Consider the following 19942-nt stretch of genomic DNA (forward strand, 5'->3'; position numbering starts at 1 on the left):
ACTGGAATTGAGGAGCGCTATGGATATCACTGAACTGCTGGCGTTCAGCGCCAAACAGGGGGCGTCGGACCTGCACCTGTCCGCCGGGCTGCCGCCGATGATCCGGGTTGATGGCGATGTGCGGCGGATCAACCTGCCAGCACTGGACCACAAGCAGGTTCATGAATTGATCTACGACATCATGAATGACCGGCAACGGGTAGATTACGAAAAGTTTCTGGAAACCGATTTTTCCTTCGATGTACCTGGGGTAGCACGGTTCCGGGTCAACGCGTTCAATCAGAATCGCGGCGCGGGGGCGGTGTTCCGGACCATTCCGTCGAAAGTCCTGACCATGGAAGAGCTGGGCATGGGCGAGGTGTTTCGCAAAGTGACCGAGGCCCCCCGCGGGTTGGTGCTGGTGACTGGGCCGACCGGCTCAGGCAAGTCCACCACCCTGGCGGCGATGATCGACTACCTCAACACCCATAAGCACCATCACATCCTTACCATCGAGGACCCCATCGAGTTTGTCCACGAACCGCGCAAATGCCTGATCAACCAGCGCGAAGTGCACCGCGACACCCAGGGTTTTTCCACGGCCTTGCGTTCGGCCCTTCGGGAGGATCCGGACGTGATTCTGGTGGGGGAGATGCGTGACCTGGAAACCATCCGCCTGGCGCTGACCGCCGCCGAAACCGGGCACCTGGTCTTCGGCACCCTGCACACCACCTCGGCGGCCAAGACCATCGACCGGGTGGTGGACGTGTTCCCGGGAGACGAGAAGTCCATGGTGCGCTCGATGTTGTCGGAATCATTGCAGGCGGTGATTTCCCAGACGTTGATCAAGAAGATCGGCGGCGGCCGGGTCGCCGCTCACGAAATCATGCTGGGTACATCGGCGATTCGTAACCTGATCCGTGAAGACAAGGTGGCGCAGATGTACTCGGCGATCCAGACCGGAGGCTCGCTGGGGATGCAGACGCTGGACATGTGCTTGAAGGATCTGGTGACCAAAGGCTTGATCAGCCGTGAACATGCACGGGAGCGGGCGCGTACGCCGGATAATTTCTGAGGGGTTTTCCGATCGTTCCCACGCTCTGCGTGGGAACGCAGCCGGGGACGCTCCGCGTCCCTGAGAGCCGAACGCAGAGCGTCCGCTGAGGCATTCCCACGCAGAGCGTGGGAACGATCATCAGCGCTGGACGACCCGCATCCCACCCGGCTCTTTCGGCAACACCCGCTTGGCAACCACGTAGTGGGTGTCCCAGTACGGCTTGTTCAGAGTGTCGATAGTCACCGACTTGCCGCGACGTGGCGCATGGATGAAACGGTCGTTGCCCAGGTAGATGGCCACGTGGTTGACCCGGCGGCTCTTGAGCTTGAAGAAAATCAGGTCGCCGGGCTTGAGGTCCTTGCGCTCGACTTTCTCACCGTGACCGGCTGCCATGGCATTTGAAGTGCGTGGCAGGTCGAAAGTGCTGTCGTTGAAAGCGTATTTCACCAGACCACTGCAATCGAAGCCTTTACTTGGACTGCTTCCGCCCCAACGATAAGGTGTGCCCAGTACATTCACGGCACGGCTCAATACGTTGCTGCTCGCTTTGGTCGCCATGGGGGGCACCAGCTTGCTGCTGCCAGTGGTCGTGTACTGGACGCTTGGCTTGTTCTTGCTCGAAGGAGCAGAAACATGGGATTTCGGGGTGTAGCCGTTGACGTTGGGAAGACGTTGCTCACGATTGGTGGCGTGGGCGGCCAGGGGCAATAATAGGCAAATGGTTAGCCATGTCTTGAAAAATGGACGCATTAGGCAGGGCTCTTGAAGGTTAGCGCGCAACTTTATAACAGCTTTTTTGCTGATTCCGAGTCCGTTTGTCGATTCGAAATCCTTCGCCCCACCCCTTAAATTGCGACACTTTGGCCCGATTGTCCGACACAGGCCCCGGTTTACGGGGGCTTTACCGAGTTCAGGGTGTCGCATGCCGCTTGTCGGCAAGACACACAAAAGTCACAAAAGGTCCGAACAAATTTAACTATCGAGGCAAAAGAGGTCATTCATGAACAGCTATCAGCTGGACGCCCCACACGATACCCACAGCAAAATCATCGGGTATCTGCTGTGGATTTTCGGTTTCACCGGGGCGCATCGTTTCTACTATGGCAAGCCGGTCACCGGCACGATCTGGTTCTTCACCTTCGGCCTGTTGGGCATCGGCTGGTTGATCGACCTGTTCCTGATCCCTGCCATGGACCGCGAAGCGGACCTGCGCTTCACCCCAGGCCCCATCGAATACACCGTGGCGTGGATCCTGTTGACGTTTCTCGGGGTGTTCGGCGTGCACCGGATGTATCAGGGCAAATGGCTCAGCGGGATCATTTACCTGCTGACCGGCGGGGTGTTCTTCCTGGGGGTGCTGTATGACTTCTGGACGCTGAACGACCAGGTTTCGATTCGCAATGCGCAGAAGCGTGGGGCGTTTCGGTAAGACCGGGTTGCTCCCATCGCGAGCAGGCTCGCTCCCACAGGGATCTTCAGCACGCACAGATTGTGTGAGTACCTGAAATCCAATGTGGGAGCGAGTCTGCCCGCGATGGGCGCAACGCAGTGTCAGGCCTGGTGAGTAACCCGCCCATCCATCAAGGTATAGCGCACCACACTCGGCAAGCTGTGGCCCAGGAACGGGCAGTTGTCGCCTTTGGAGCGCCAGGCTTCCCCGGCCACGGTGGAGGCTGCCGGGTCAAACAGCACCAGGTCCGCTGCCGCACCCACCGCCAGTTTACCGGCCGGCAGTTGCAGCGCCTGGGCTGGGCCGGCGCTGAGGCGCGCCAGCAGCGTCGGCAGGTCGAGCAGGCCGTCTTCCACCAGGGTCATTGCCAGCGGCAGCAGCAGTTCGACGCTGCTGATGCCCGGTTCGGTCGCGCCAAAAGGTGCCAGTTTGGCATCGCGCTCGTGGGGTTGATGATGGCTGGAGATGGCCGAGATCACCCCGGACTTCACCGCCTCGCGCAAGCCATCCCGGTCGGCGCGGGTGCGCAGCGGTGGCTGGACGTGGTAGACGCTGTTGAAATCGATCAGGGCTTCGTCGGTCAGGATCAGTTGATACAGCGCCACATCGGCGGTCACCGGCAAGCCGCGGGCCTGGGCCTGGGCAATCAGCGCCGCGCCGCGGGCACTGGTCAGCTGGCTGAAGTGCGCACGCACACCGCTTTGCTCCACCAGCAACAGGTCACGGGCCAGGGCCACGGTCTCGGCGGTCTCCGGTATGCCCGGTAGGCCGAGGAAGCTGGCGGTCGGACCTTCATGGGCGAGGCCGCCTTCGGCCAGGTCGTGATCCTGGGAGTTGAATATCACGGTCAGACCGAAAGTGGCTGCGTATTCCAAGGCGCGGCACAGGGTGCGGGTGTTACGAAAACTGTTCAGACCGTTGCCAAACGCCACGCAGCCGGCATCGCGCAACGCAATCAGCTCCGCCAGTTGTTCACCGTCGAGGCCTTTGCTTAACGCACCAATCGGAAAGACCTTGGTATTGCCGGCTTCGCGGGCGCGGTCGAGGATCAGTTCGGCCACGGCCGAGGTGTCCAGCACCGGTTTGGTCTGTGGCGGGCAGCACAGGCTGGTCACGCCACCGGCGGCGGCGGCCCGGGTTTCGCTGACGATGCTGCCCTTGCGGCTGTAGCCGGGCTCGCGCAGGGCGACGTTCAGGTCGACCAGGCCGGGGGCGGCCACCAGGCCTTGGGCGTCGAGGGTCTCGACCGCCACGAAACCGGCCGGGGCGGCACCCAGGGCAACGATTTTGCAGGCATCGATATGAATGTCAGTCACTTGATCCAGGCCGCTGGCTGGATCGATCACGCGTGCGCCGAGAATGCTGAGCTTCACTGGGCGTTCTCCTGGTCGAATTGGCGCTGGGCCGTTTGCCCGCTCATGGCCATGGACAGCACGGCCATGCGGATGGCGATGCCGTAGGTCACCTGGTTGAGGATCACCGAGTGCGGTCCGTCGGCCACCGCCGACTCGATCTCCACGCCGCGGTTGATCGGCCCCGGGTGCATGACGATGGCATCCGGCTTGGCCCCGGCCAGACGGGCGGTGGTGAGGCCGAACAGGCGGTAGAACTCGCCTTCGCTGGGCAGCAGGCCGCCGGTCATGCGTTCACGCTGCAGGCGCAGCATGATCACCACGTCCACATCCTTGAGGCCTTCGGTCATGTCGGTGTAGACCTTCACGCCGTATTGCTCGACGCCGATGGGCAGCAGGGTTTTCGGCGCGATCACGCGGATGTCCGGGCAACCGAGGGTCTTGAGGGCGAGCATGTTCGAGCGGGCGACCCGCGAATGCAGGATGTCGCCGACAATCGCCACCGAAAGGTTCTCGAAGCTGCCCTTGTGCCGGCGGATGGTCAGCATGTCCAGCATGCCCTGGGTCGGGTGGGCGTGACGGCCGTCGCCGCCGTTGATGATCGCCACCTGCGGGCAGACGTGTTCGGCAATGAAGTGTGCCGCGCCGGAGTCGCCGTGGCGCACGACGAACATATCCGCCGCCATGGCTTCGAGGTTGCGCAGGGTATCCAGCAGGGTTTCGCCCTTGCTCGCCGAGGACGTCGACACGTTGAGGGTGATCACGTCCGCCGACAGCCGCTGGGCCGCCAGTTCGAAGGTGGTGCGGGTGCGGGTGGAGTTTTCGAAGAACACGTTGCACACGGTCTTGCCGCGCAGCAACGGGACTTTCTTCACCGCCCGGGCGCCGACTTCAAGGAACGAGTCGGCGGTGTCGAGGATTTCCGTCAGCAGCTCGCGGCGCAGGCCGTCGAGGGACAGGAAGTGCCGCAGCTGGCCCTGATCGTTGAGCTGCAGCGGGCGCTTGGTTTCGAGAGGCGTCATCGCGATGGACTCTTACAAGGGCAGTTAAAGGGCAAGGTCTTGCAGTTCGAGTTGCAGCGGTGCGGGGCCGGAGAGTTTGACCCGCTGGTGCGCGGCCAGTGCCAGCGTCGCGCCGACCACGTTCGGCCGGATCGGCAGCTCGGCGGCGTCCAGGTCCAGCAGACACACCAGGGTCACGCTGGCCGGGCGGCCGTAATCGAACAACTCGTTCATGGCGGCGCGGATGGTCCGGCCGCTCATCAGCACGTCGTCGATCAAGACCAGGTGCTGGCCCTCGATCTCGAACGGCAACGCCGAAGGGCGTACTTGTGGGTGCAGGCCGTTCTGGCTGAAGTCATCGCGGTAGAAGGACACGTCCAGGGTGCCCAGCGGTGCTTGGCTGCCGAGTTCCTCGAGCAGGGCCTGGGCGACCCAGACGCCGCCGGTGCGAATACCGATGTAGCGCGGTTCGCGGATGCCGCGTTGTTCCAGGTGTGCCGTGAGACGGATCGCCATCTGGCTGATCAGGTCGGCAGGATTGGGCAGGCTCATGCTGGCTCCTTCAGGTTCCCGGGCCGGCGGTGAGGCCCGGTCTATCGCTAAAAGAAAGCGCCTTGGCGGCGCTTTCAAAATCAGGTGTCGAACAGGGCGCTGTTGGCATCGAGCCAGCCCTGCAGCAGCAGGGCGGCGGCAATGGCGTCCACCGGGTTGTCGCGGTAACTGCCTTTCTGCCCGCCACGCTCGAGGCGCTCGCCCTTGGCTTCGAACGTAGTCAGGCGTTCGTCGTGGGTATAGAAGGGCAGGTTGTAGCGACCATTGAGTCGCCGGGCGAATTTTTCAGCGCGCACGCACATGTCGCTGGGCGTACCGTCCATGTTCAGCGGCAGGCCGACCACCACGGCGTCGGGTTTCCACTCCTTGATCAGCGCTTCGACCTGGTTCCAGTCCGGCACGCCATTCTGCGCCTTGAGGGTACACAGCTCGCGGGCCTGGCCGGTAACGACCTGGCCGACCGCAACGCCGATCTGTTTGGTGCCGTAGTCGAAGCCCAGCAGCAGGCGCAGGGCCATCAGGCGTGTCCTGCCTGACTGGTGAGCAGGCTGAGGTTGATCCCCAGGCGGTTGGCCGCCGCTTCCAGGCGCAGTTCACTGCTGGTGTTGAACAGGATGTCGGCGTCGAACGGGCAGGTCAGCCAGGCGTTGTCGGCCAGCTCGGCCTCCAGCTGCCCGGCTTCCCAACCAGCGTAGCCGAGGGCGATCAGGCTTTTCTCCGGCCCGACACCGTCAGCGATGGCAAACAACACGTCCTGGGAGGTCGACAGCGATACGCCGTTGAGGTCCACGGTGGCCTGGTAGCTGGGACCCGACGGATGGAGGACGAAGCCACGGTCGGTCTGCACCGGCCCGCCGATGAAAATCGGCACGTGCTGGCACAGGATCGGCGGCTCCACCTCAGGTCGCAGCTGCTCGAGAATATCCGCCAGGTTCAGTTCCTGCGGGCGATTGATCACCAGCCCCATGGCGCCATTGGCCGTGTGCTCGACAATGTAGGTCAAGGTGTGGGCGAAGTTCGGATCGGCCATATGCGGCATGGCGATCAGGAAATGATGTTTGAGGTAGGTGGGGCTGACGTTTTTCATAGGCGATAGTGTGGCGGCGCAGGGGCGAACTGACAAGCTGGGGATGTGCAGGAAATACCCGAGATAGGTGTAGAACCCTTGTGGGAGCGAGCCTGCTCGCGATAGCTATTGATCATCCAATATAAATGTCGACTGGCAGACCGCTATCGCGAGCAGGCTCGCTCCCACAGGAATTGGTGTCAGTTGCTGGACAACCGATCTCCCCGGGAGAATTTCCAGGTGCGGATGATCTCCAGTCGGTCGATGTCGGACAAATCCCCGGTAAACGGCGCGAACGGCGCCGCCAGGCGCACGATGCGTTGGGCCGCCTGGTCCAGCAGCGGCTGGCCGGAGGACTCCAGCACCAGCACTTCATACAGGGAGCCGTCACGGTTGATCGAGACCATCAGCCGCAGGTTGCCGTAGATCTGCTTGCGCCGCGCTTCTTCGGGGTAATTGAGGTTGCCGATGCGCTCGACCTTCTTGCGCCACTCATCCTTGTACCAGGCGCCCTTGTCACGCATGGTCGAAGCGGCGCTCAGGCGGTGGATGCGCGGACGCTTGGCATAGAGCTGCTGTTCCTGGGCCAGTTCGGCTTCCAGGCTGGCGATGTCGCTGGACAACTGGGAGCTGTCAAAGGTCGGCGCCGGAGCCTTGGGCTTGGGGTCGGGCTTGACCTCTTCCTTGACCGGTGCCTTCTTCGGCTTCGGTGCCACAGTGGTCACCGCCGCCTTGGGGGCCGTTTCCTGGACCTCGGGCTTGGCGGCCGGAGGAGGGGTGGCCTTCTGGACCTGGTTATCCTGGAACGGCGCGATCTCGGTGGTCTTGGGAACCGCCTTCTTTTCCAGGGTGCCGCTACCCTGCTGGTTTTCCTGGGCGAGGAAATCCGCCTGCTTCGGCTTGGTTTCGCTCTTGAAGGTGGCCAGGGTGATTTCCAGGGTCTGGCTGATCTGCTTGGGCTCGACCGTGGCGAACCCGACGCCCAGCAGCAGGGCCAGGTGGATCAGCGCCGCCAGGAACAGGGTAAAGCCCAGACGATCAGCCGGGCGCACGCCACGATGGGCGAGCTCTAGGGGCAGATCGGACGGGAGGGTCATGGCAGCAAAAACCAACATTGCTTTTTTTCAGGGCCCGGCATGATAGCGCAATGTTGGTTTTTAGCTGCAAGCTGCAAGCGACAAGCTGTACGCATTAATCTTGCCGTTTGGAGCTTCTAGCTTGCAGCTGCTTCTCTATGGCATCCATCAGCATCCCGCCGATGTCGGTGCCGAAGGCATTATCGATCTCGCGGATGCAGGTCGGGCTGGTGACGTTGATTTCCGTCAGGTGCTCGCCGATCACATCCAGGCCCACGAACAGCAGACCTTTTTCCCGCAGGGCCGGGCCCACCTGGGCCGCGATCCAACGATCCTTCTCGGTCAGTGGACGGGCTTCGCCACGGCCGCCGGCGGCCAGGTTGCCGCGGGTTTCGCCCGCTGCCGGAATGCGCGCCAGGCAATAGTCCACCGGCTCGCCGTCGATCATCAGGATGCGCTTGTCGCCATCGACGATGGCCGGCAGGTAGCCCTGGATCATGATCTGCTGCTTGCCGTGCAGGGTCAGGGTTTCCAGGATCACGGAGAGGTTCGGGTGGCCGGCGGTGTGGCGGAAGATCGAAGAACCGCCCATGCCGTCCAGGGGCTTGAGGATCACGTCGCCATGATGATCGGCAAACTCGCGCAGGACATCCGGGCGGCGGCTGACGATGGTCGGTGGGGTGCATTGCGGGAACAGCGTGGCGAACAGCTTCTCGTTGCAGTCGCGCAGGCTCTGGGGTTTGTTGACCACCAGCACGCCAGCGGTTTCGGCCTGTTCCAGCAGGTAGGTGGAATACACGAATTCCATATCGAAGGGCGGATCCTTGCGCATCAGGATCACGTCCAGGTCGCTCAGCAGCGCATCGTTCTCGTCGCCCAGTTCAAACCATTTTTCCGGGTTGGCGAAGACTTTCAACGGTTTCATGCGCGCCCGGGCCTGGCCTTCGGCCTGGTAGAGGTCGCGCTGTTCCATGTAGAACAATTCCCAGCCGCGCTTTTGAGCGGCCAGCAGCATGGCCAGCGAGCTATCCTTTTTGTAGGAAATGCTGGCAATAGGGTCCATGACAATGCCGACGCGTACGCTCATGGCTTGGTTCCTCGAAATCTGATGGGGCACAAATGGCGTGAAAAAGTGGCGTCAGAGTGGCGCCCGGCGGATTCGCGGTCAAGGAAAAACCACCGTGCCGTCCGGCCGATAGCCCGGCGCTGGAGACTGTGCTAAAAAGGCTGCCATGTGGCGCGCGGGCCTTGAACATCAAGGGCTTGCGCCGTCGGTCGCATTTACGCGTTTAAAACCGGTTCGCAGTGGCAATGGCAGAGCATCCTACGCAGCAGCAACCCAGCGTCTTGAAGGTCATGGTCATCGACGATTCGAAGACCATTCGCCGTACCGCCGAAACCTTGCTGCGCAATGTGGGTTGCGAGGTGATCACGGCGGTCGATGGCTTCGATGCCCTGGCCAAGATCACCGACCATCACCCGGGCATCATCTTTGTCGACATCATGATGCCGCGTCTGGACGGCTACCAGACCTGCGCCCTGATCAAGAACAACAGCGCCTTCAAGGCCACGCCAGTGATACTGCTGTCGTCCCGGGACGGGCTGTTCGACAAGGCCAAGGGACGTATCGTCGGTTCCGATCAGTTTTTGACCAAGCCTTTCAGCAAGGAAGAACTGCTGGGCGCGATACAAGCTCATGTCCCGGGCTTTGCCGCCGTCCAGCCGCACCAGGCACATTAAATGACGCCCGGCCGCAGGGCCTGGGGTCGACAAGAATGGGGAACACCATGGCACGAATTCTGATCGTCGATGATTCGCCGACTGAAATGTACAAGCTGACCGGCATGTTGGAAAAACACGGTCACCAGGTTCTCAAGGCCGAGAACGGCGCCGACGGCGTGGCCCTGGCCCGCCAGGAAAAGCCCGACGCGGTGCTGATGGACATCGTCATGCCCGGCCTCAACGGGTTCCAGGCCACACGCCAACTGACCAAGGATCTGGAGACCGGCCACATCCCGGTCATCATCATCACCACCAAGGACCAGGAAACCGACAAGGTCTGGGGCAAGCGTCAAGGCGCCAAGGACTACCTGACCAAGCCGGTCGACGAAGAAACCCTGATCAAGACCCTGAACAACGTCCTGGCGGGTTGACGGCGCGGCCATGAGCCCATCCCTGACTGCGTTCGAGCTGCTGCTGCAGATCGATCGACGCTGCCGGTCGCTGGCGGCGGACCTGCCGTCCCAACCGACCCACCGGCACGCCTGGAGCGGTATCGGCTTTCGCCTGGGCGAACGCTGGTTCGTGGCGCCCATGGATGAGGTCAGCGAAGTGTTGCACGAGCCGCGCCATACGCATCTGCCCGGGGTCAAGCCGTGGGTTCGTGGCGTGGCCAACCTGCGGGGCCGACTGTTGCCGCTGATGGACCTGTGCGGTTTTTTCGGTCATGAACTGTCGACGGCGCGCAAGCAGCGGCGGGTGCTGGTGGTGGATCATGGCGAAGTGTTCGCCGGGTTGCTGGTGGATGAAGTCCTCGGGTTGCAGCATTTCACCCAGGACAGCCTGGAGCCGATGCAGGCGGGCGAGCGCGACTGCCCGGAAGCCGCTTTCGTCAAGGGCCGGTTTCGTGGCGAGCGGCAGTGGCAGGTGTTCAGCCCTTTTGCGCTGACGCAGTCGACGGGATTCATGGATGTGGCAAGTTGACTGTGGGAGCGAGCGTGCTCGCTCCCTCAGGGGTAACAGCGGTGGGTCAGGGTCTTGGGCAGTACAGGCGAAAATCGATGATCAAAGCAAACACAGGCAAGCCACTGGAAGCGTCGCGCAGTCGTTCGCAGATCATCGTGCTGTTCGTCGCGCTGATTGTCTTCATCATGTTGTTGTTCGCCAATTTCGCGTACCTCAACACCCAGTCCACCTACGATAAACAGTACATCGGTCATGCCGGTGAGTTGCGGGTGCTGTCCCAGCGCATTGCCAAGAACGCCACCGAGGCTGCCGCCGGCAAGGCTGCGGCGTTCAAATTGCTGAGCGATGCACGCAACGATTTTGCCCAGCGCTGGGGCTACCTCAAGCAGGGCGACCCGGTGACCGGCCTGCCGCCGGCGCCTTCGACCCTGCGGCCGCAGCTGCGCGCCGTGCAACTGGACTGGGAGCGCCTGCTCAAGAACACCGACGCCATCCTGTCCAGCGAGCAGACCGTGCTGTCGCTGCATCAGGTGGCGGCGACACTGGCCGAAACCGTGCCGCAGTTGCAGGTCGAATACGAAAAAGTCGTCGAGATCCTGCTGCAGCGGGGGGCGCCTGCGGCCCAGGTGGCCATGGCCCAGCGCCAGTCGTTGTTGGCCGAGCGCATACTGGGTGCGGTGAACACCGTGCTGGCGGGGGATGAGAACGCCAGCCAGGCCGCCGATACCTTTGGCCGCGATGCCGCGCGTTTCGGCCAGGTGCTCAACGGCATGTTGCAGGGCGATCCGGCGTTGAAGATCTCCCAGGTCCAGGATCGCGATGCCCGGGCACGCCTGAGCGAAATCAGTGAGCTGTTCGAGTTCGTCTCGGGCTCGGTGGACGAAATCCTCGAAACCTCGCCGGAACTGTTCAAGGTCCGCGAATCGGCCGGCAACATCTTCAACCTGTCGCAGACCCTGCTGGACGAAGCCTCGCACCTGACCACGGCACTGGAGAACCTGGCCGGTGGCCGTTCCGTCCACGCCATTGGCGGTTACGTGCTGGGGCTGCTGGCGCTGATGTCGATCATTCTGATCGGTCTGGTAATGGTGCGTGAAACCAACCGCCAACTGCACGAAACCGCGGAGAAGAACGAGCGCAACCAAAACGCGATCATGCGTCTGCTGGACGAAATCGCCGATCTGGCCGACGGCGACCTGACCGTCACCGCTTCGGTCACCGAGGACTTCACCGGCACCATCGCCGACTCGATCAATTATTCGGTGGATCAGTTGCGCGACCTGGTCGCCACCATCAACCTCACTGCCGGCCAGGTCGCCGCTGCGGTGCAGGAAACCCAGGCCACCGCCATGCACCTGGCCCAGGCATCGGAGCATCAGGCCCAGCAGATCAGCGAAGCTTCGACTTCAATCAATGAAATGGCCCAGTCCATCGACCAGGTATCGGCCAACGCCGCCGAGTCGTCGGCGGTGGCCGAGCGTTCCGTGGAAATTGCCAACAAGGGCAACGAGGTGGTGCACAACACCATTCATGGCATGGACAACATTCGCGAGCAGATCCAGGACACCGCCAAGCGCATCAAGCGCCTGGGCGAGTCATCCCAGGAAATCGGCGACATCGTCAGCCTGATCGACGACATTGCCGACCAGACCAACATATTGGCCCTCAACGCTGCGATCCAGGCGTCCATGGCCGGGGATGCCGGGCGCGGCTTCGCGGTGGTGGCCGACGAAGTGCAGCGACTGGCGGAGCGCTCTTCGGCCGCGACCCGGCAGATCGAAACGTTGGTGCGGGCGATCCAGGCCGACACCAACGAAGCGGTGATCTCCATGGAGCAGACCACCAGCGAAGTGGTGCGCGGCGCCCGGCTGGCCCAGGATGCCGGCGTGGCCCTGGAAGAGATCGAGGGCGTGTCGAAGACCCTGGCGGCGCTGATCCAGAGCATTTCCAACGCGGCGCAGCAGCAGACCACTTCGGCGGGGCAGATTTCCCTGACGATGAACGTGATCCAGCAGATCACCACGCAGACCTCGTCCGGCTCTACCGCCACCGCCGAGAGCATCGGCAACCTGGCGAAAATGGCCAGCCAGTTGCGTCGGTCGGTGTCGGGTTTTACCTTGCCGGCGGGGCCTGCTGTTGATGAAGACAAGGCTTGAACAGCCGGATTTGCCTGGCGATGAGGATTATTTGTGGCGAGGGGATAAATCCCCTCGCCACAGGGTTACCCAACCCCTTGGCATATGACTGTTGATTGGAGTGGTTATGGGTGATCGGCACGACTACGTAGCCCTGGAATGGGTCAAGGGCGAGATTGCCGAAACGCTGAAGCAGGCCCATCTGGCCCTCAACCGGCTGGTGGATGACCCGCAGGCGGTGGATGCCCTTGAACAATGCCTGGCCTGCATTCACCAGGTGCATGGTGGCTTGCAGATGGTCGAGTTCTATGGCGCGGCGTTGTTGGCCGAAGAAATGGAGCACCTGTGCGTCGCCCTGCAGAACAACCGTATTGCCCACCGCGACGAAGCCATCAGTCTGTTGAGCCAGGCCTCGGGACAACTGCCGATGTACCTGGATCGCATCCAGGGGGCCCGCCGCGACCTGCCACTCGTGGTCTTGCCGCTGATCAACGACCTGCGCAGTGCCCGAGGCGAAAGCCTGTTATCGGAAACCAGCCTGTTCAGCCCGGAGTTGCCCGATATCGCGCCCCTCGGCGATGCGGCTCTGAAGCGGCTCGAGCCGGCGGACCTGCCCGGCACCTTGCGCAAATTGCGTCAGACCTTGCAAGTGGCTCTGGTGGGCCTGTTGCGCGAGCAGGATGACGCCACCCATCTCGGTTACCTGGCCAAGGTCTTCCATCGTCTGGAAGGACTGTGCGCCGGGGCGCCGCTCAATGCCCTGTGGCAGGTGGCGTCGGCGCTGGTAGAAGGCATGCGTGACGGGCGCATCGCCAACAGCCCGGCCTTGCGCAGTCTGTTCAAGGAAGCCGACAAGGAACTCAAGCGCCTGCTCGACCAGGGCATGCCCGGCATCAATCAACCGGCACCGCCGCACCTGCTCAAGAGCTTGTTGTTCTATATTGCCAAGGCCGAACATCCCAGCGGGCAGATGCAGATCATGAAAGAACGCTACTCACTGGACGACGCGCTGCCTGACAGCGCCATGCTCGACGAAGAACGTGCGCGCCTGGCCGGGCCCGACCGCGATGCCATGCGCTCGGTGCTCACCGCACTCTGCGAGGAGCTGGTGCGGGTCAAGGAGCGGCTGGACCTGTTCGTGCGCAGCGACCGCCAGCACGCCTCGGAGCTGGACAGCCTGCTGGCGCCCCTGCGGCAGATTGCAGATACCCTGGCGGTGCTCGGTTTCGGCCAGCCGCGCAAGGTCATCATCGATCAACTGGCGGTGGTGCTGAGCCTCTCCCAAGGCCAGCGCGAGCCCGACGACGCTACCCTCATGGACGTTGCCGGTGCCTTGCTCTATGTCGAGGCCAACCTCGCCGGCATGGTCGGCACCGTCGAGCCTGAAAGTCGCGAGGACAGCCAACTGCCCACCACCGACCTGACCCAGATCCACCAGATCGTCATCAAAGAGGCCCACACCTGTCTCCAACAGGCCAAGGACATGATCGTCGACTACATCGACGCCGACTGGAACAGCGAGCAATTACAGACCCTGCCGACCCTGTTGACCCAGGTCCGCGGTGCATTGGCGATGATCCCCCTGACTCGCGCTGCCGGCCTGGTGGAGGCTTGCAACGGATTCATCCGTGACCACTTGCTGCTGGGCCAGGCCCGACCGGATTGGGAAGAGCTCGACCACCTGGCCGACGTGATCACCGGCCTTGAATACTACCTGGAGCGCTTGAGCGAAGACCCGGAAACACCGGACGAGCCGCTGTTGGATGGGGTCGAGGGGAGCCTGGCCGCGCTCGGCTATCTTCCGGACGAAGCCCGGGTGCCGTTGCTCGATGACGTGCTGAGTCCCAACGAAGCCCAGGTCATGCAGGACTTGCAGGAACTGAATGATCCACAGACCGTGCAGTCCCTTGCCGACATGCTGGCCAGCCCGGTCTCGGCGGTCAATCCGCCAGCCAGGAACACGCCGGGCAGTCTGCTGCCGCCTCCGGTGGATGAGCATCCGGTGGACGAAGAGTTGCGCGAGGTCTTCCTCGAAGAAACCGGCGAAGTGCTGGAGGTGCTGCACGAGTACCTGCCGCGCTGGGCCGCTCAACCCGCTGACCAGGTCGCCCTGGTCGAAGTACGCCGGGCCTTCCACACGCTCAAGGGCAGCGGCCGCATGGTCCGGGCGCTGGTGCTGGGTGAACTGGCCTGGGCGGTGGAGAACCTGCTCAACCGGGTGCTGGAGCGCAGTGTCGAGCCGAGTGCTACGGTCCTGCAACTGGTGGACGACACGGTTCGGCTGCTGCCCGCGCTGGTCGCTGATTTTGCCGCCCATCTCCAGCGTCAGCGTGACGATGTCGACCGCTTGGCCGCACGCGCGCACGCCCTGGCCAAGGGCAGCGATGAGCTCGATGAAGACCAGGGGGACGTGGCTGCCCTCGACCCGCTGCTGTTGAAGATCTTCGACAAGGAAGCCCAGGGGCATCTCGCCGGCCTCAACCGTTTTCTCGACCAGGCCGCCGAACACCTGCCCTTGCAGGCCAGCGATGAATTGCAGCGCGCCCTGCACACCCTCAAGGGCAGCGCATCGATGGCCGGCGTGTTGCCAATTGCCGAGCTGGCCGGGGCGATGGACCGACTTGCCCGAGAATACAGGGTGCACCTGATTGCCCTCGACCTGGATGAAGTCGAGTGCCTGCTGGAGGCCGAAGGCCTGCTGCGCCTGGGGCTGCGCCAGCTGCACAGCGATCCGCTGGCGCCCATCCCCGGGGCTGCGGACCTGATCCAACGTACCCAGGCCCTGTTGGCCGAGCGCTTGCAGGCGGTCAGCGGTACCTCGGACAATGGCGCGCGGAACAAGCGCGACCCGCAACTGATCAACGATTTTCTCGCCCAGGGCATGGATATCCTGCTGGACGCCGAAAACCTGCTGCAACGCTGGCAGCAGCACCCCGGCCAGGGCCAGGAATTAAGCGCGTTGCTGGATGAGTTGACGACCCTCGGCGAAGGGGCGCACCTGGCCGATCTGCAGCCAGTGGATGAGCTCTGCGAAGCCTTGCTCGATCTCTATGGCGCCGTGGAAGAAAGCAGCCTGGCGGTCAGCGACGAATTTTTCCAGCAGGCGCAACAAGCCCACGAAGCGCTGATCGACATGCTCGATGAGTTGGCGGCCGGTCAGCACGTGCATCCACGGCCCGAGCGGGTAAAGGCCCTGCACGCGTTGCTCGAGGGCGGTCTCGACCCGTCGGCCACCGGCCTGATCCGCAGCGATGGCAGCCGTACCTTGAGCATCCGCGAGCTGGGTCATGCAACCGCCGAACTCGAACGCGACGTACCCGCTGACACGTCGATGGGCGACGACATCACCTCGATCTTCCTCGAAGAGGCCCAGGACATCCTGGAGAGCGCGGCCCAGGCCCTGCACCGCTGGCTGGCGGACCCGGACAACAGCGCGCCGCTGTCCTCGTTGCAACGGGACCTGCACACCCTCAAGGGCGGCGCACGGATGGCCGATATCCGGCCGATCAGCGATCTGGCCCAGGAATTGGAAAATCTCTACGAAGGCCTGGTGGATCGCCGCTACAGCCACAGCGATGAGCTGGCTCACCTGCTCAACAGCAGCCACGAGCGCCTCGACCTGTTGCTCGGACAATTGCAGCAGGGCCAGACCTTGGGCGATCCGGTTTCGTTGATCGACGCCATCCGCCGGTTCCGTCAGGACAAGCCGAACGCCATCGAAGGCGCCGGGTCGATCCCGGGCGATGCCGCTGGCCATGATCCCGAGCTGCTGGAAATCTTCCTGGAAGAAGGTTTCGACATCCTCGACAGCTCCGGCGCGGCTTTGCTGCGTTGGCAGGCTGAACCGTCGAATCGCCAGGCGGTGGAAACCCTGCTGCGGGACCTGCACACCCTCAAGGGCGGTGCGCGGATGGTGGAGATCGGGCCCATAGGTGACCTGGCCCATGAGCTGGAAAACCTCTACGAAGGTTTGTCCGCAGGCCTGTTGCAACCGACGCCGGCGCTGTTCGACCTGCTGCAGAGCAGTCATGACCGCCTGGCCCACATGCTCGATGCCGTACGGGCCGGCCTGGCGTGCCCGCCGGCGGACCGGCTGATTGCGCAGATCCAGGCGGTCAACCACCCGCAGGACAGCACTACGCCGGCTCCGTCGCCCGCCGTGGCCCCGGTCATGCCCGCGGCGGCCACGACGCCCGTGGCCGTCAAGCCCGAGCCAGGTGCATCGGGCGACGGTGCGGACATGGTCAAGGTGTCCGCCGAACTGCTGGACGACCTGGTGAACCTGGCCGGGGAAACCTCGATCTTCCGTGGCCGAATCGAACAGCAAGTCAACGACGCACAGGTGGCCCTGAACGAGATGGAAACCACCATCGAGCGCATGCGCGACCAGTTGCGACGGCTGGACACCGAAACCCAGGGGCGGATCCTCAGTCGCCAGCAAGTGGAAGCCGAGCGCCTGGGCTACGAAGAATTCGACCCGCTGGAGATGGACCGGCATTCCCAATTACAGCAGTTGTCCAGGGCGCTGTTCGAGTCCGCCTCGGACTTGCTCGATCTCAAGGAAACCCTGGACCGCAGCAACCATGATGCCGAGACCCTGCTGCAGCAACAGCGGCGCATCAATACCCGGCTCCAGGAAGGCCTGATGCGCACGCGCATGGTGCCGTTCGAGCGCATGGTGCCGCGGCTCCAGCGCATCGTCCGGCAAGTGGCCCAGGAGCTGGGCAAGGATGTGGAGTTTGTCGTCGATAACGCCGAAGGCGAGATGGATCGCAACGTGCTGGAGCGCATGGCCGCGCCGTTGGAACACATGCTGCGCAATGCCGTCGATCATGGCCTGGAACCGGCCGACGTGCGCATTGCCGCAGGCAAACCGGCCCGTGGACGTATCAGCCTCGACCTGTCCCGGGAAGGTGGCGACATCGTCTTCGACATCCGCGACGACGGCGCCGGCGTGCCGCTGGACGCGGTGCGGCGCAAGGCGATCAAGCGCGGGTTGCTGGCACCGGACAGTGACATCAGCGACCGCGACGTGTTGCAGTTCATCCTGCAGCCGGGGTTCTCCACCGCCGAGAAAATCACCCAGATTTCCGGGCGCGGCGTCGGCATGGACGTGGTCCACGAAGAAGTGCGGCAACTGGGCGGCAGCATGGTCATCGACTCGACCCCGGGGCAGGGTGTGCATTTCCGCATCCGCCTGCCCTTTACCGTGTCGGTCAACCGGGCCTTGATGGTGCAATGTCACGAAGACCAGTACGCGATCCCCTTGAATACCATCGAAAGCATCGTGCGGGTGCTGCCCGCCGAGCTGGAGGCTTATTACCAGCTCGATCCACCGACCTACAGCTACGCCGGGCAGCGGTATGAGTTGTGCTACCTGGGCGAGCTGCTGAAAACCGCGCCCCGGCCGAAACTGCTGGGCCAGAGCCAGCCCTTGCCGCTGTTGCTGGTGCAGTGCAACGAACGGCATGTTGCGGTGCAGGTGGATGCCACCGTCGGAACCCGGGAGATCGTGGTCAAAAGCCTCGGCCCACAATTCTCGGCGGTGCAGGGCCTGTCTGGCGCAACCATCCTCGGTGACGGCCGGGTGGTGCTGATTCTCGACCTGTTGGCGCCGCTGCGCGCCATGCCCAGCCAGGTCCCACGTCGGCCGGTACTGACCGAAGGCGAGGGCGAGCATCAACGGCCGTTACTGGTGCTGGTGGTGGACGACTCGGTGACGGTCCGCAAGGTCACTAGCCGCCTGTTGGAGCGCCATGGCATGCACGTCCTGACCGCCAAGGACGGCGTGGATGCCATGGCGCTGCTGAGCGAACATACCCCGGACCTGATGCTGCTGGACATCGAAATGCCCCGCATGGACGGCTTCGAAGTGGCGACGCAAGTGCGCAACGACCCGCGCCTGGCGCACCTGCCGATCATCATGATCACCTCCCGCACCGGCCAGAAACACCGCGACCGGGCCATGGCCATCGGCGTCAACGACTACCTGGGCAAGCCCTATCAGGAGTCCGTGCTGCTCGAGAGCATCGCCCACTGGAGCAAGACCGATGCATGACCACCGTACCCGTTACCTGACCGGGCTGCTGTTACCCCTGGCCGACCGGCATCTGGTGCTGCCCAACGTGGCCGTGGCCGAGCTGATCGACTATCAGCGCGGCACCTTCGATATGGACACTCCGCCGTGGTTCCTGGGCTGGGTCAGCTGGCGTGAACGGCAGATCCCGTTGTTGAGCTTCGAGTCGGCCTGCGACCAGAAAACCGTGATCGGCGAGCGCGCCCGCATCGCCGTGCTCAATGCCCTGGGCGGTCGCGCGGAACTGAAATTCATCGCCCTGCTGGTGCAGGGCATTCCGCGCTCCTACAAGCTTGATAGCCAATTGAGCTACGTCGACGTGCCGCTGTGCGGGCTGGAGCAGGCGGCGGTGCAGGTGGGGGAGCATGTGGCGAAGGTGCCGGATTTACTGGCGTTGGAGGAGTTGGTAATCGCCGCCGGACTCATTAGCCCCTCCGCAAGGCCTTAAGACTTGATAAGTCCCATGGATCATCTCTCTCTCAGCGATGCATTGTTTACCGTAACCCAGCAACGGATCCTGAGTTTGTTGTTCGGGAAACCGGAACAGAGTTTCTACACCAATGAGATTGCTCGCAGGGCTCAAGTGGGCAAAGGCAGTCTGATGCGCGAGCTGGAGCGCTTGCAGAATTCGGGTGTTTTGACGATGACTCGTCAAGGTAACCAAACCCACTATCAAGCCAATACACGCTGCCCTATTTACGCTGAACTGCTGGGCATCGTTCGCAAGACCATCGGTCTGGCCGAGCCAATTCGCCAGGCATTGGAACCTTTTTCCAGACAGCTGAGATGGGCGTTCGTCTACGGCTCTATCGCCAAGGATCAGGCAAACGCATCCAGTGACATAGATCTCATGCTGATCGGCGATGGGCTGCACTACAGTGAGGTGATGGAGCGGCTTATGCCCCTGGAAGAGCAACTGGGCCGTCCTCTTAACCCTACGCTCTACACGCCTCAGGACTGGGCCGCAAAATTCGCAGCTGGCAACAGCTTCGTGACGCGAGTAGCGCAACAGGACAAGATCAGCTTGCTGGGTGAAGACCCTTTGGTGCTCTGACGCTCACGGCACTGCGCTTGAGCGGTTATCGTTCGGACAAGCGTTATCTGGTTTTTCAATGCCTGATTCACACGGCAGATGCCAGCAAGCTTCAGGTCCGCATATTTGCGCTTTGCCATGAGCGGCGCAATCTTGCCGAATACGAAGGCTATATGGATGAAGATCATGGGCTTCTCGCTCAACTGATTTGAGAATGCTGTGGAACTTCTGGAGCGGGTCCGGCGACTGATGGACATCTGCTGATCCTGACGCAAGCCGCAGAATCTGAGTCCACCACAACCCTGTGGGAGCGAGCCTGCTCGCGATAGCGGAGGCCCATTCAGAGCATATGCAGACTGACCCACCGCCATCGCGAGCAGGCTCGCTCCCACAAGGGATTGACGGTGGACGTTACTTTTGTGAACACCACAGAACTTGTGGGAGCCGGGCTTGCCCGCGAAGGCGGTTGTCCATTCTGCA

Annotated in this window: 17 protein-coding genes and 1 pseudogene; 10 read left to right on the forward strand and 8 right to left on the reverse strand. The window is 62.8% G+C overall.

The window, feature by feature from the left end; all coding sequences use genetic code 11:
* Positions 1–19 precede the first annotated feature (19 nt).
* Positions 20–1054 (forward strand): type IV pilus twitching motility protein PilT, encoded by a 1035-nt coding sequence (locus tag FBX99_RS18975; protein WP_139640879.1) that lies wholly within the window; start codon positions 20–22, stop codon positions 1052–1054.
* Between the two features lie 120 nt (positions 1055–1174).
* Here the strand turns inward: FBX99_RS18975 and FBX99_RS18980 are convergent, their stop codons facing one another.
* Complete coding sequence (locus FBX99_RS18980) at positions 1175–1786, reverse strand: C40 family peptidase (RefSeq protein ID WP_144926190.1); 612 nt, start codon at positions 1784–1786, stop codon at positions 1175–1177.
* Positions 1787–2036: 250 nt separating this feature from the next.
* On the opposite strand from FBX99_RS18980, the gene FBX99_RS18985 reads away from it, so the two are divergent.
* Positions 2037–2465 (forward strand): TM2 domain-containing protein, encoded by a 429-nt coding sequence (locus FBX99_RS18985; RefSeq protein ID WP_144926192.1) that lies wholly within the window; start codon positions 2037–2039, stop codon positions 2463–2465.
* A gap of 122 nt (positions 2466–2587) precedes the next feature.
* Here FBX99_RS18985 and FBX99_RS18990 read toward each other — a convergent pair whose 3' ends face one another.
* From FBX99_RS18990 to gshB, 7 genes are all read right to left on the reverse strand, one after another.
* Positions 2588–3859, reverse strand: a complete 1272-nt coding sequence (locus FBX99_RS18990) for a dihydroorotase (protein WP_144926195.1) — start codon at positions 3857–3859, stop codon at positions 2588–2590.
* Positions 3856–4860, reverse strand: a complete 1005-nt coding sequence (locus FBX99_RS18995; RefSeq protein ID WP_003177495.1) for an aspartate carbamoyltransferase catalytic subunit — start codon at positions 4858–4860, stop codon at positions 3856–3858. Before FBX99_RS18995 ends, FBX99_RS18990 begins: the two co-directional genes overlap by 4 nt.
* A 24-nt stretch (positions 4861–4884) precedes the next feature.
* Complete coding sequence (gene pyrR / locus FBX99_RS19000; protein ID WP_047702441.1) at positions 4885–5391, reverse strand: bifunctional pyr operon transcriptional regulator/uracil phosphoribosyltransferase PyrR; 507 nt, start codon at positions 5389–5391, stop codon at positions 4885–4887.
* 80 nt (positions 5392–5471) lie between these two features.
* Positions 5472–5909: a Holliday junction resolvase RuvX gene (gene ruvX / locus FBX99_RS19005; RefSeq protein WP_041023970.1), complete on the reverse strand. Its 438-nt coding sequence runs from the start codon at positions 5907–5909 to the stop codon at positions 5472–5474.
* A complete protein-coding gene (locus tag FBX99_RS19010) occupies positions 5909–6478 on the reverse strand; it encodes a YqgE/AlgH family protein (RefSeq protein WP_024778884.1) in 570 nt (189 codons plus the stop codon). The genes ruvX and FBX99_RS19010 overlap by 1 nt, the downstream gene beginning before the upstream one ends.
* A gap of 179 nt (positions 6479–6657) precedes the next feature.
* Entirely contained in the window at positions 6658–7554 is an 897-nt protein-coding gene (locus FBX99_RS19015) for an energy transducer TonB (RefSeq protein ID WP_144926198.1), read from the reverse strand.
* Between the two features lie 94 nt (positions 7555–7648).
* Positions 7649–8620, reverse strand: a complete 972-nt coding sequence (gene gshB / locus FBX99_RS19020; protein WP_144926201.1) for a glutathione synthase — start codon at positions 8618–8620, stop codon at positions 7649–7651.
* Positions 8621–8844: 224 nt separating this feature from the next.
* On the opposite strand from gshB, the gene FBX99_RS19025 reads away from it, so the two are divergent.
* The 8 genes and pseudogenes from FBX99_RS19025 to FBX99_RS19060 form a co-directional block, all read left to right on the forward strand.
* Positions 8845–9273 (forward strand): PleD family two-component system response regulator, encoded by a 429-nt coding sequence (locus FBX99_RS19025; RefSeq protein WP_145132544.1) that lies wholly within the window; start codon positions 8845–8847, stop codon positions 9271–9273.
* Between the two features lie 47 nt (positions 9274–9320).
* The gene (gene pilH / locus FBX99_RS19030; protein WP_144926207.1) at positions 9321–9686 is read left to right on the forward strand and encodes a twitching motility response regulator PilH; all 366 of its coding nucleotides are present in this window, start codon (positions 9321–9323) and stop codon (positions 9684–9686) included.
* 10 nt (positions 9687–9696) lie between these two features.
* Complete coding sequence (locus FBX99_RS19035) at positions 9697–10236, forward strand: chemotaxis protein CheW (RefSeq protein ID WP_145132546.1); 540 nt, start codon at positions 9697–9699, stop codon at positions 10234–10236.
* 77 nt (positions 10237–10313) lie between these two features.
* Positions 10314–12374 (forward strand): methyl-accepting chemotaxis protein, encoded by a 2061-nt coding sequence (locus FBX99_RS19040; RefSeq protein ID WP_144926213.1) that lies wholly within the window; start codon positions 10314–10316, stop codon positions 12372–12374.
* 106 nt (positions 12375–12480) lie between these two features.
* Entirely contained in the window at positions 12481–18411 is a 5931-nt protein-coding gene (locus FBX99_RS19045) for an Hpt domain-containing protein (RefSeq protein ID WP_144926216.1), read from the forward strand.
* Positions 18404–18877, forward strand: a complete 474-nt coding sequence (locus FBX99_RS19050) for a chemotaxis protein CheW (protein WP_144926219.1) — start codon at positions 18404–18406, stop codon at positions 18875–18877. Before FBX99_RS19045 ends, FBX99_RS19050 begins: the two co-directional genes overlap by 8 nt.
* 15 nt (positions 18878–18892) lie before the next feature.
* Positions 18893–19483 carry a transcriptional regulator gene (locus tag FBX99_RS19055; protein ID WP_144926222.1) on the forward strand — a complete coding sequence of 197 codons (591 nt, stop codon included), beginning with the start codon at positions 18893–18895 and terminating at the stop codon, positions 19481–19483.
* A pseudogene (locus tag FBX99_RS19060) lies at positions 19477–19726 on the forward strand (hypothetical protein); the annotation flags it as partial. The gene FBX99_RS19055 and the pseudogene FBX99_RS19060, both read left to right, overlap by 7 nt.
* Positions 19727–19942: the final 216 nt, after the last annotated feature.

It is taken from the genome of Pseudomonas sp. SJZ074 (genome assembly GCF_007828215.1).
Taxonomy (GTDB): domain Bacteria; phylum Pseudomonadota; class Gammaproteobacteria; order Pseudomonadales; family Pseudomonadaceae; genus Aquipseudomonas.

Coding starts and splice junctions, on each gene's coding strand:
- FBX99_RS18975 (WP_139640879.1), top strand. CDS start 20: ATGGATATCACTGAACTGCTGGCGTTCAGCGCCAAACAGGGGGCGTCG.
- FBX99_RS18980 (WP_144926190.1), bottom strand. CDS start 1,786: ATGCGTCCATTTTTCAAGACATGGCTAACCATTTGCCTATTATTGCCC.
- FBX99_RS18985 (WP_144926192.1), top strand. CDS start 2,037: ATGAACAGCTATCAGCTGGACGCCCCACACGATACCCACAGCAAAATC.
- FBX99_RS18995 (WP_003177495.1), bottom strand. CDS start 4,860: ATGACGCCTCTCGAAACCAAGCGCCCGCTGCAGCTCAACGATCAGGGC.
- pyrR (WP_047702441.1), bottom strand. CDS start 5,391: ATGAGCCTGCCCAATCCTGCCGACCTGATCAGCCAGATGGCGATCCGT.
- ruvX (WP_041023970.1), bottom strand. CDS start 5,909: ATGGCCCTGCGCCTGCTGCTGGGCTTCGACTACGGCACCAAACAGATC.
- FBX99_RS19010 (WP_024778884.1), bottom strand. CDS start 6,478: ATGAAAAACGTCAGCCCCACCTACCTCAAACATCATTTCCTGATCGCC.
- FBX99_RS19015 (WP_144926198.1), bottom strand. CDS start 7,554: ATGACCCTCCCGTCCGATCTGCCCCTAGAGCTCGCCCATCGTGGCGTG.
- gshB (WP_144926201.1), bottom strand. CDS start 8,620: ATGAGCGTACGCGTCGGCATTGTCATGGACCCTATTGCCAGCATTTCC.
- FBX99_RS19025 (WP_145132544.1), top strand. CDS start 8,845: ATGGCAGAGCATCCTACGCAGCAGCAACCCAGCGTCTTGAAGGTCATG.
- pilH (WP_144926207.1), top strand. CDS start 9,321: ATGGCACGAATTCTGATCGTCGATGATTCGCCGACTGAAATGTACAAG.
- FBX99_RS19035 (WP_145132546.1), top strand. CDS start 9,697: ATGAGCCCATCCCTGACTGCGTTCGAGCTGCTGCTGCAGATCGATCGA.
- FBX99_RS19040 (WP_144926213.1), top strand. CDS start 10,314: ATGATCAAAGCAAACACAGGCAAGCCACTGGAAGCGTCGCGCAGTCGT.
- FBX99_RS19045 (WP_144926216.1), top strand. CDS start 12,481: ATGGGTGATCGGCACGACTACGTAGCCCTGGAATGGGTCAAGGGCGAG.
- FBX99_RS19050 (WP_144926219.1), top strand. CDS start 18,404: ATGCATGACCACCGTACCCGTTACCTGACCGGGCTGCTGTTACCCCTG.
- FBX99_RS19055 (WP_144926222.1), top strand. CDS start 18,893: ATGGATCATCTCTCTCTCAGCGATGCATTGTTTACCGTAACCCAGCAA.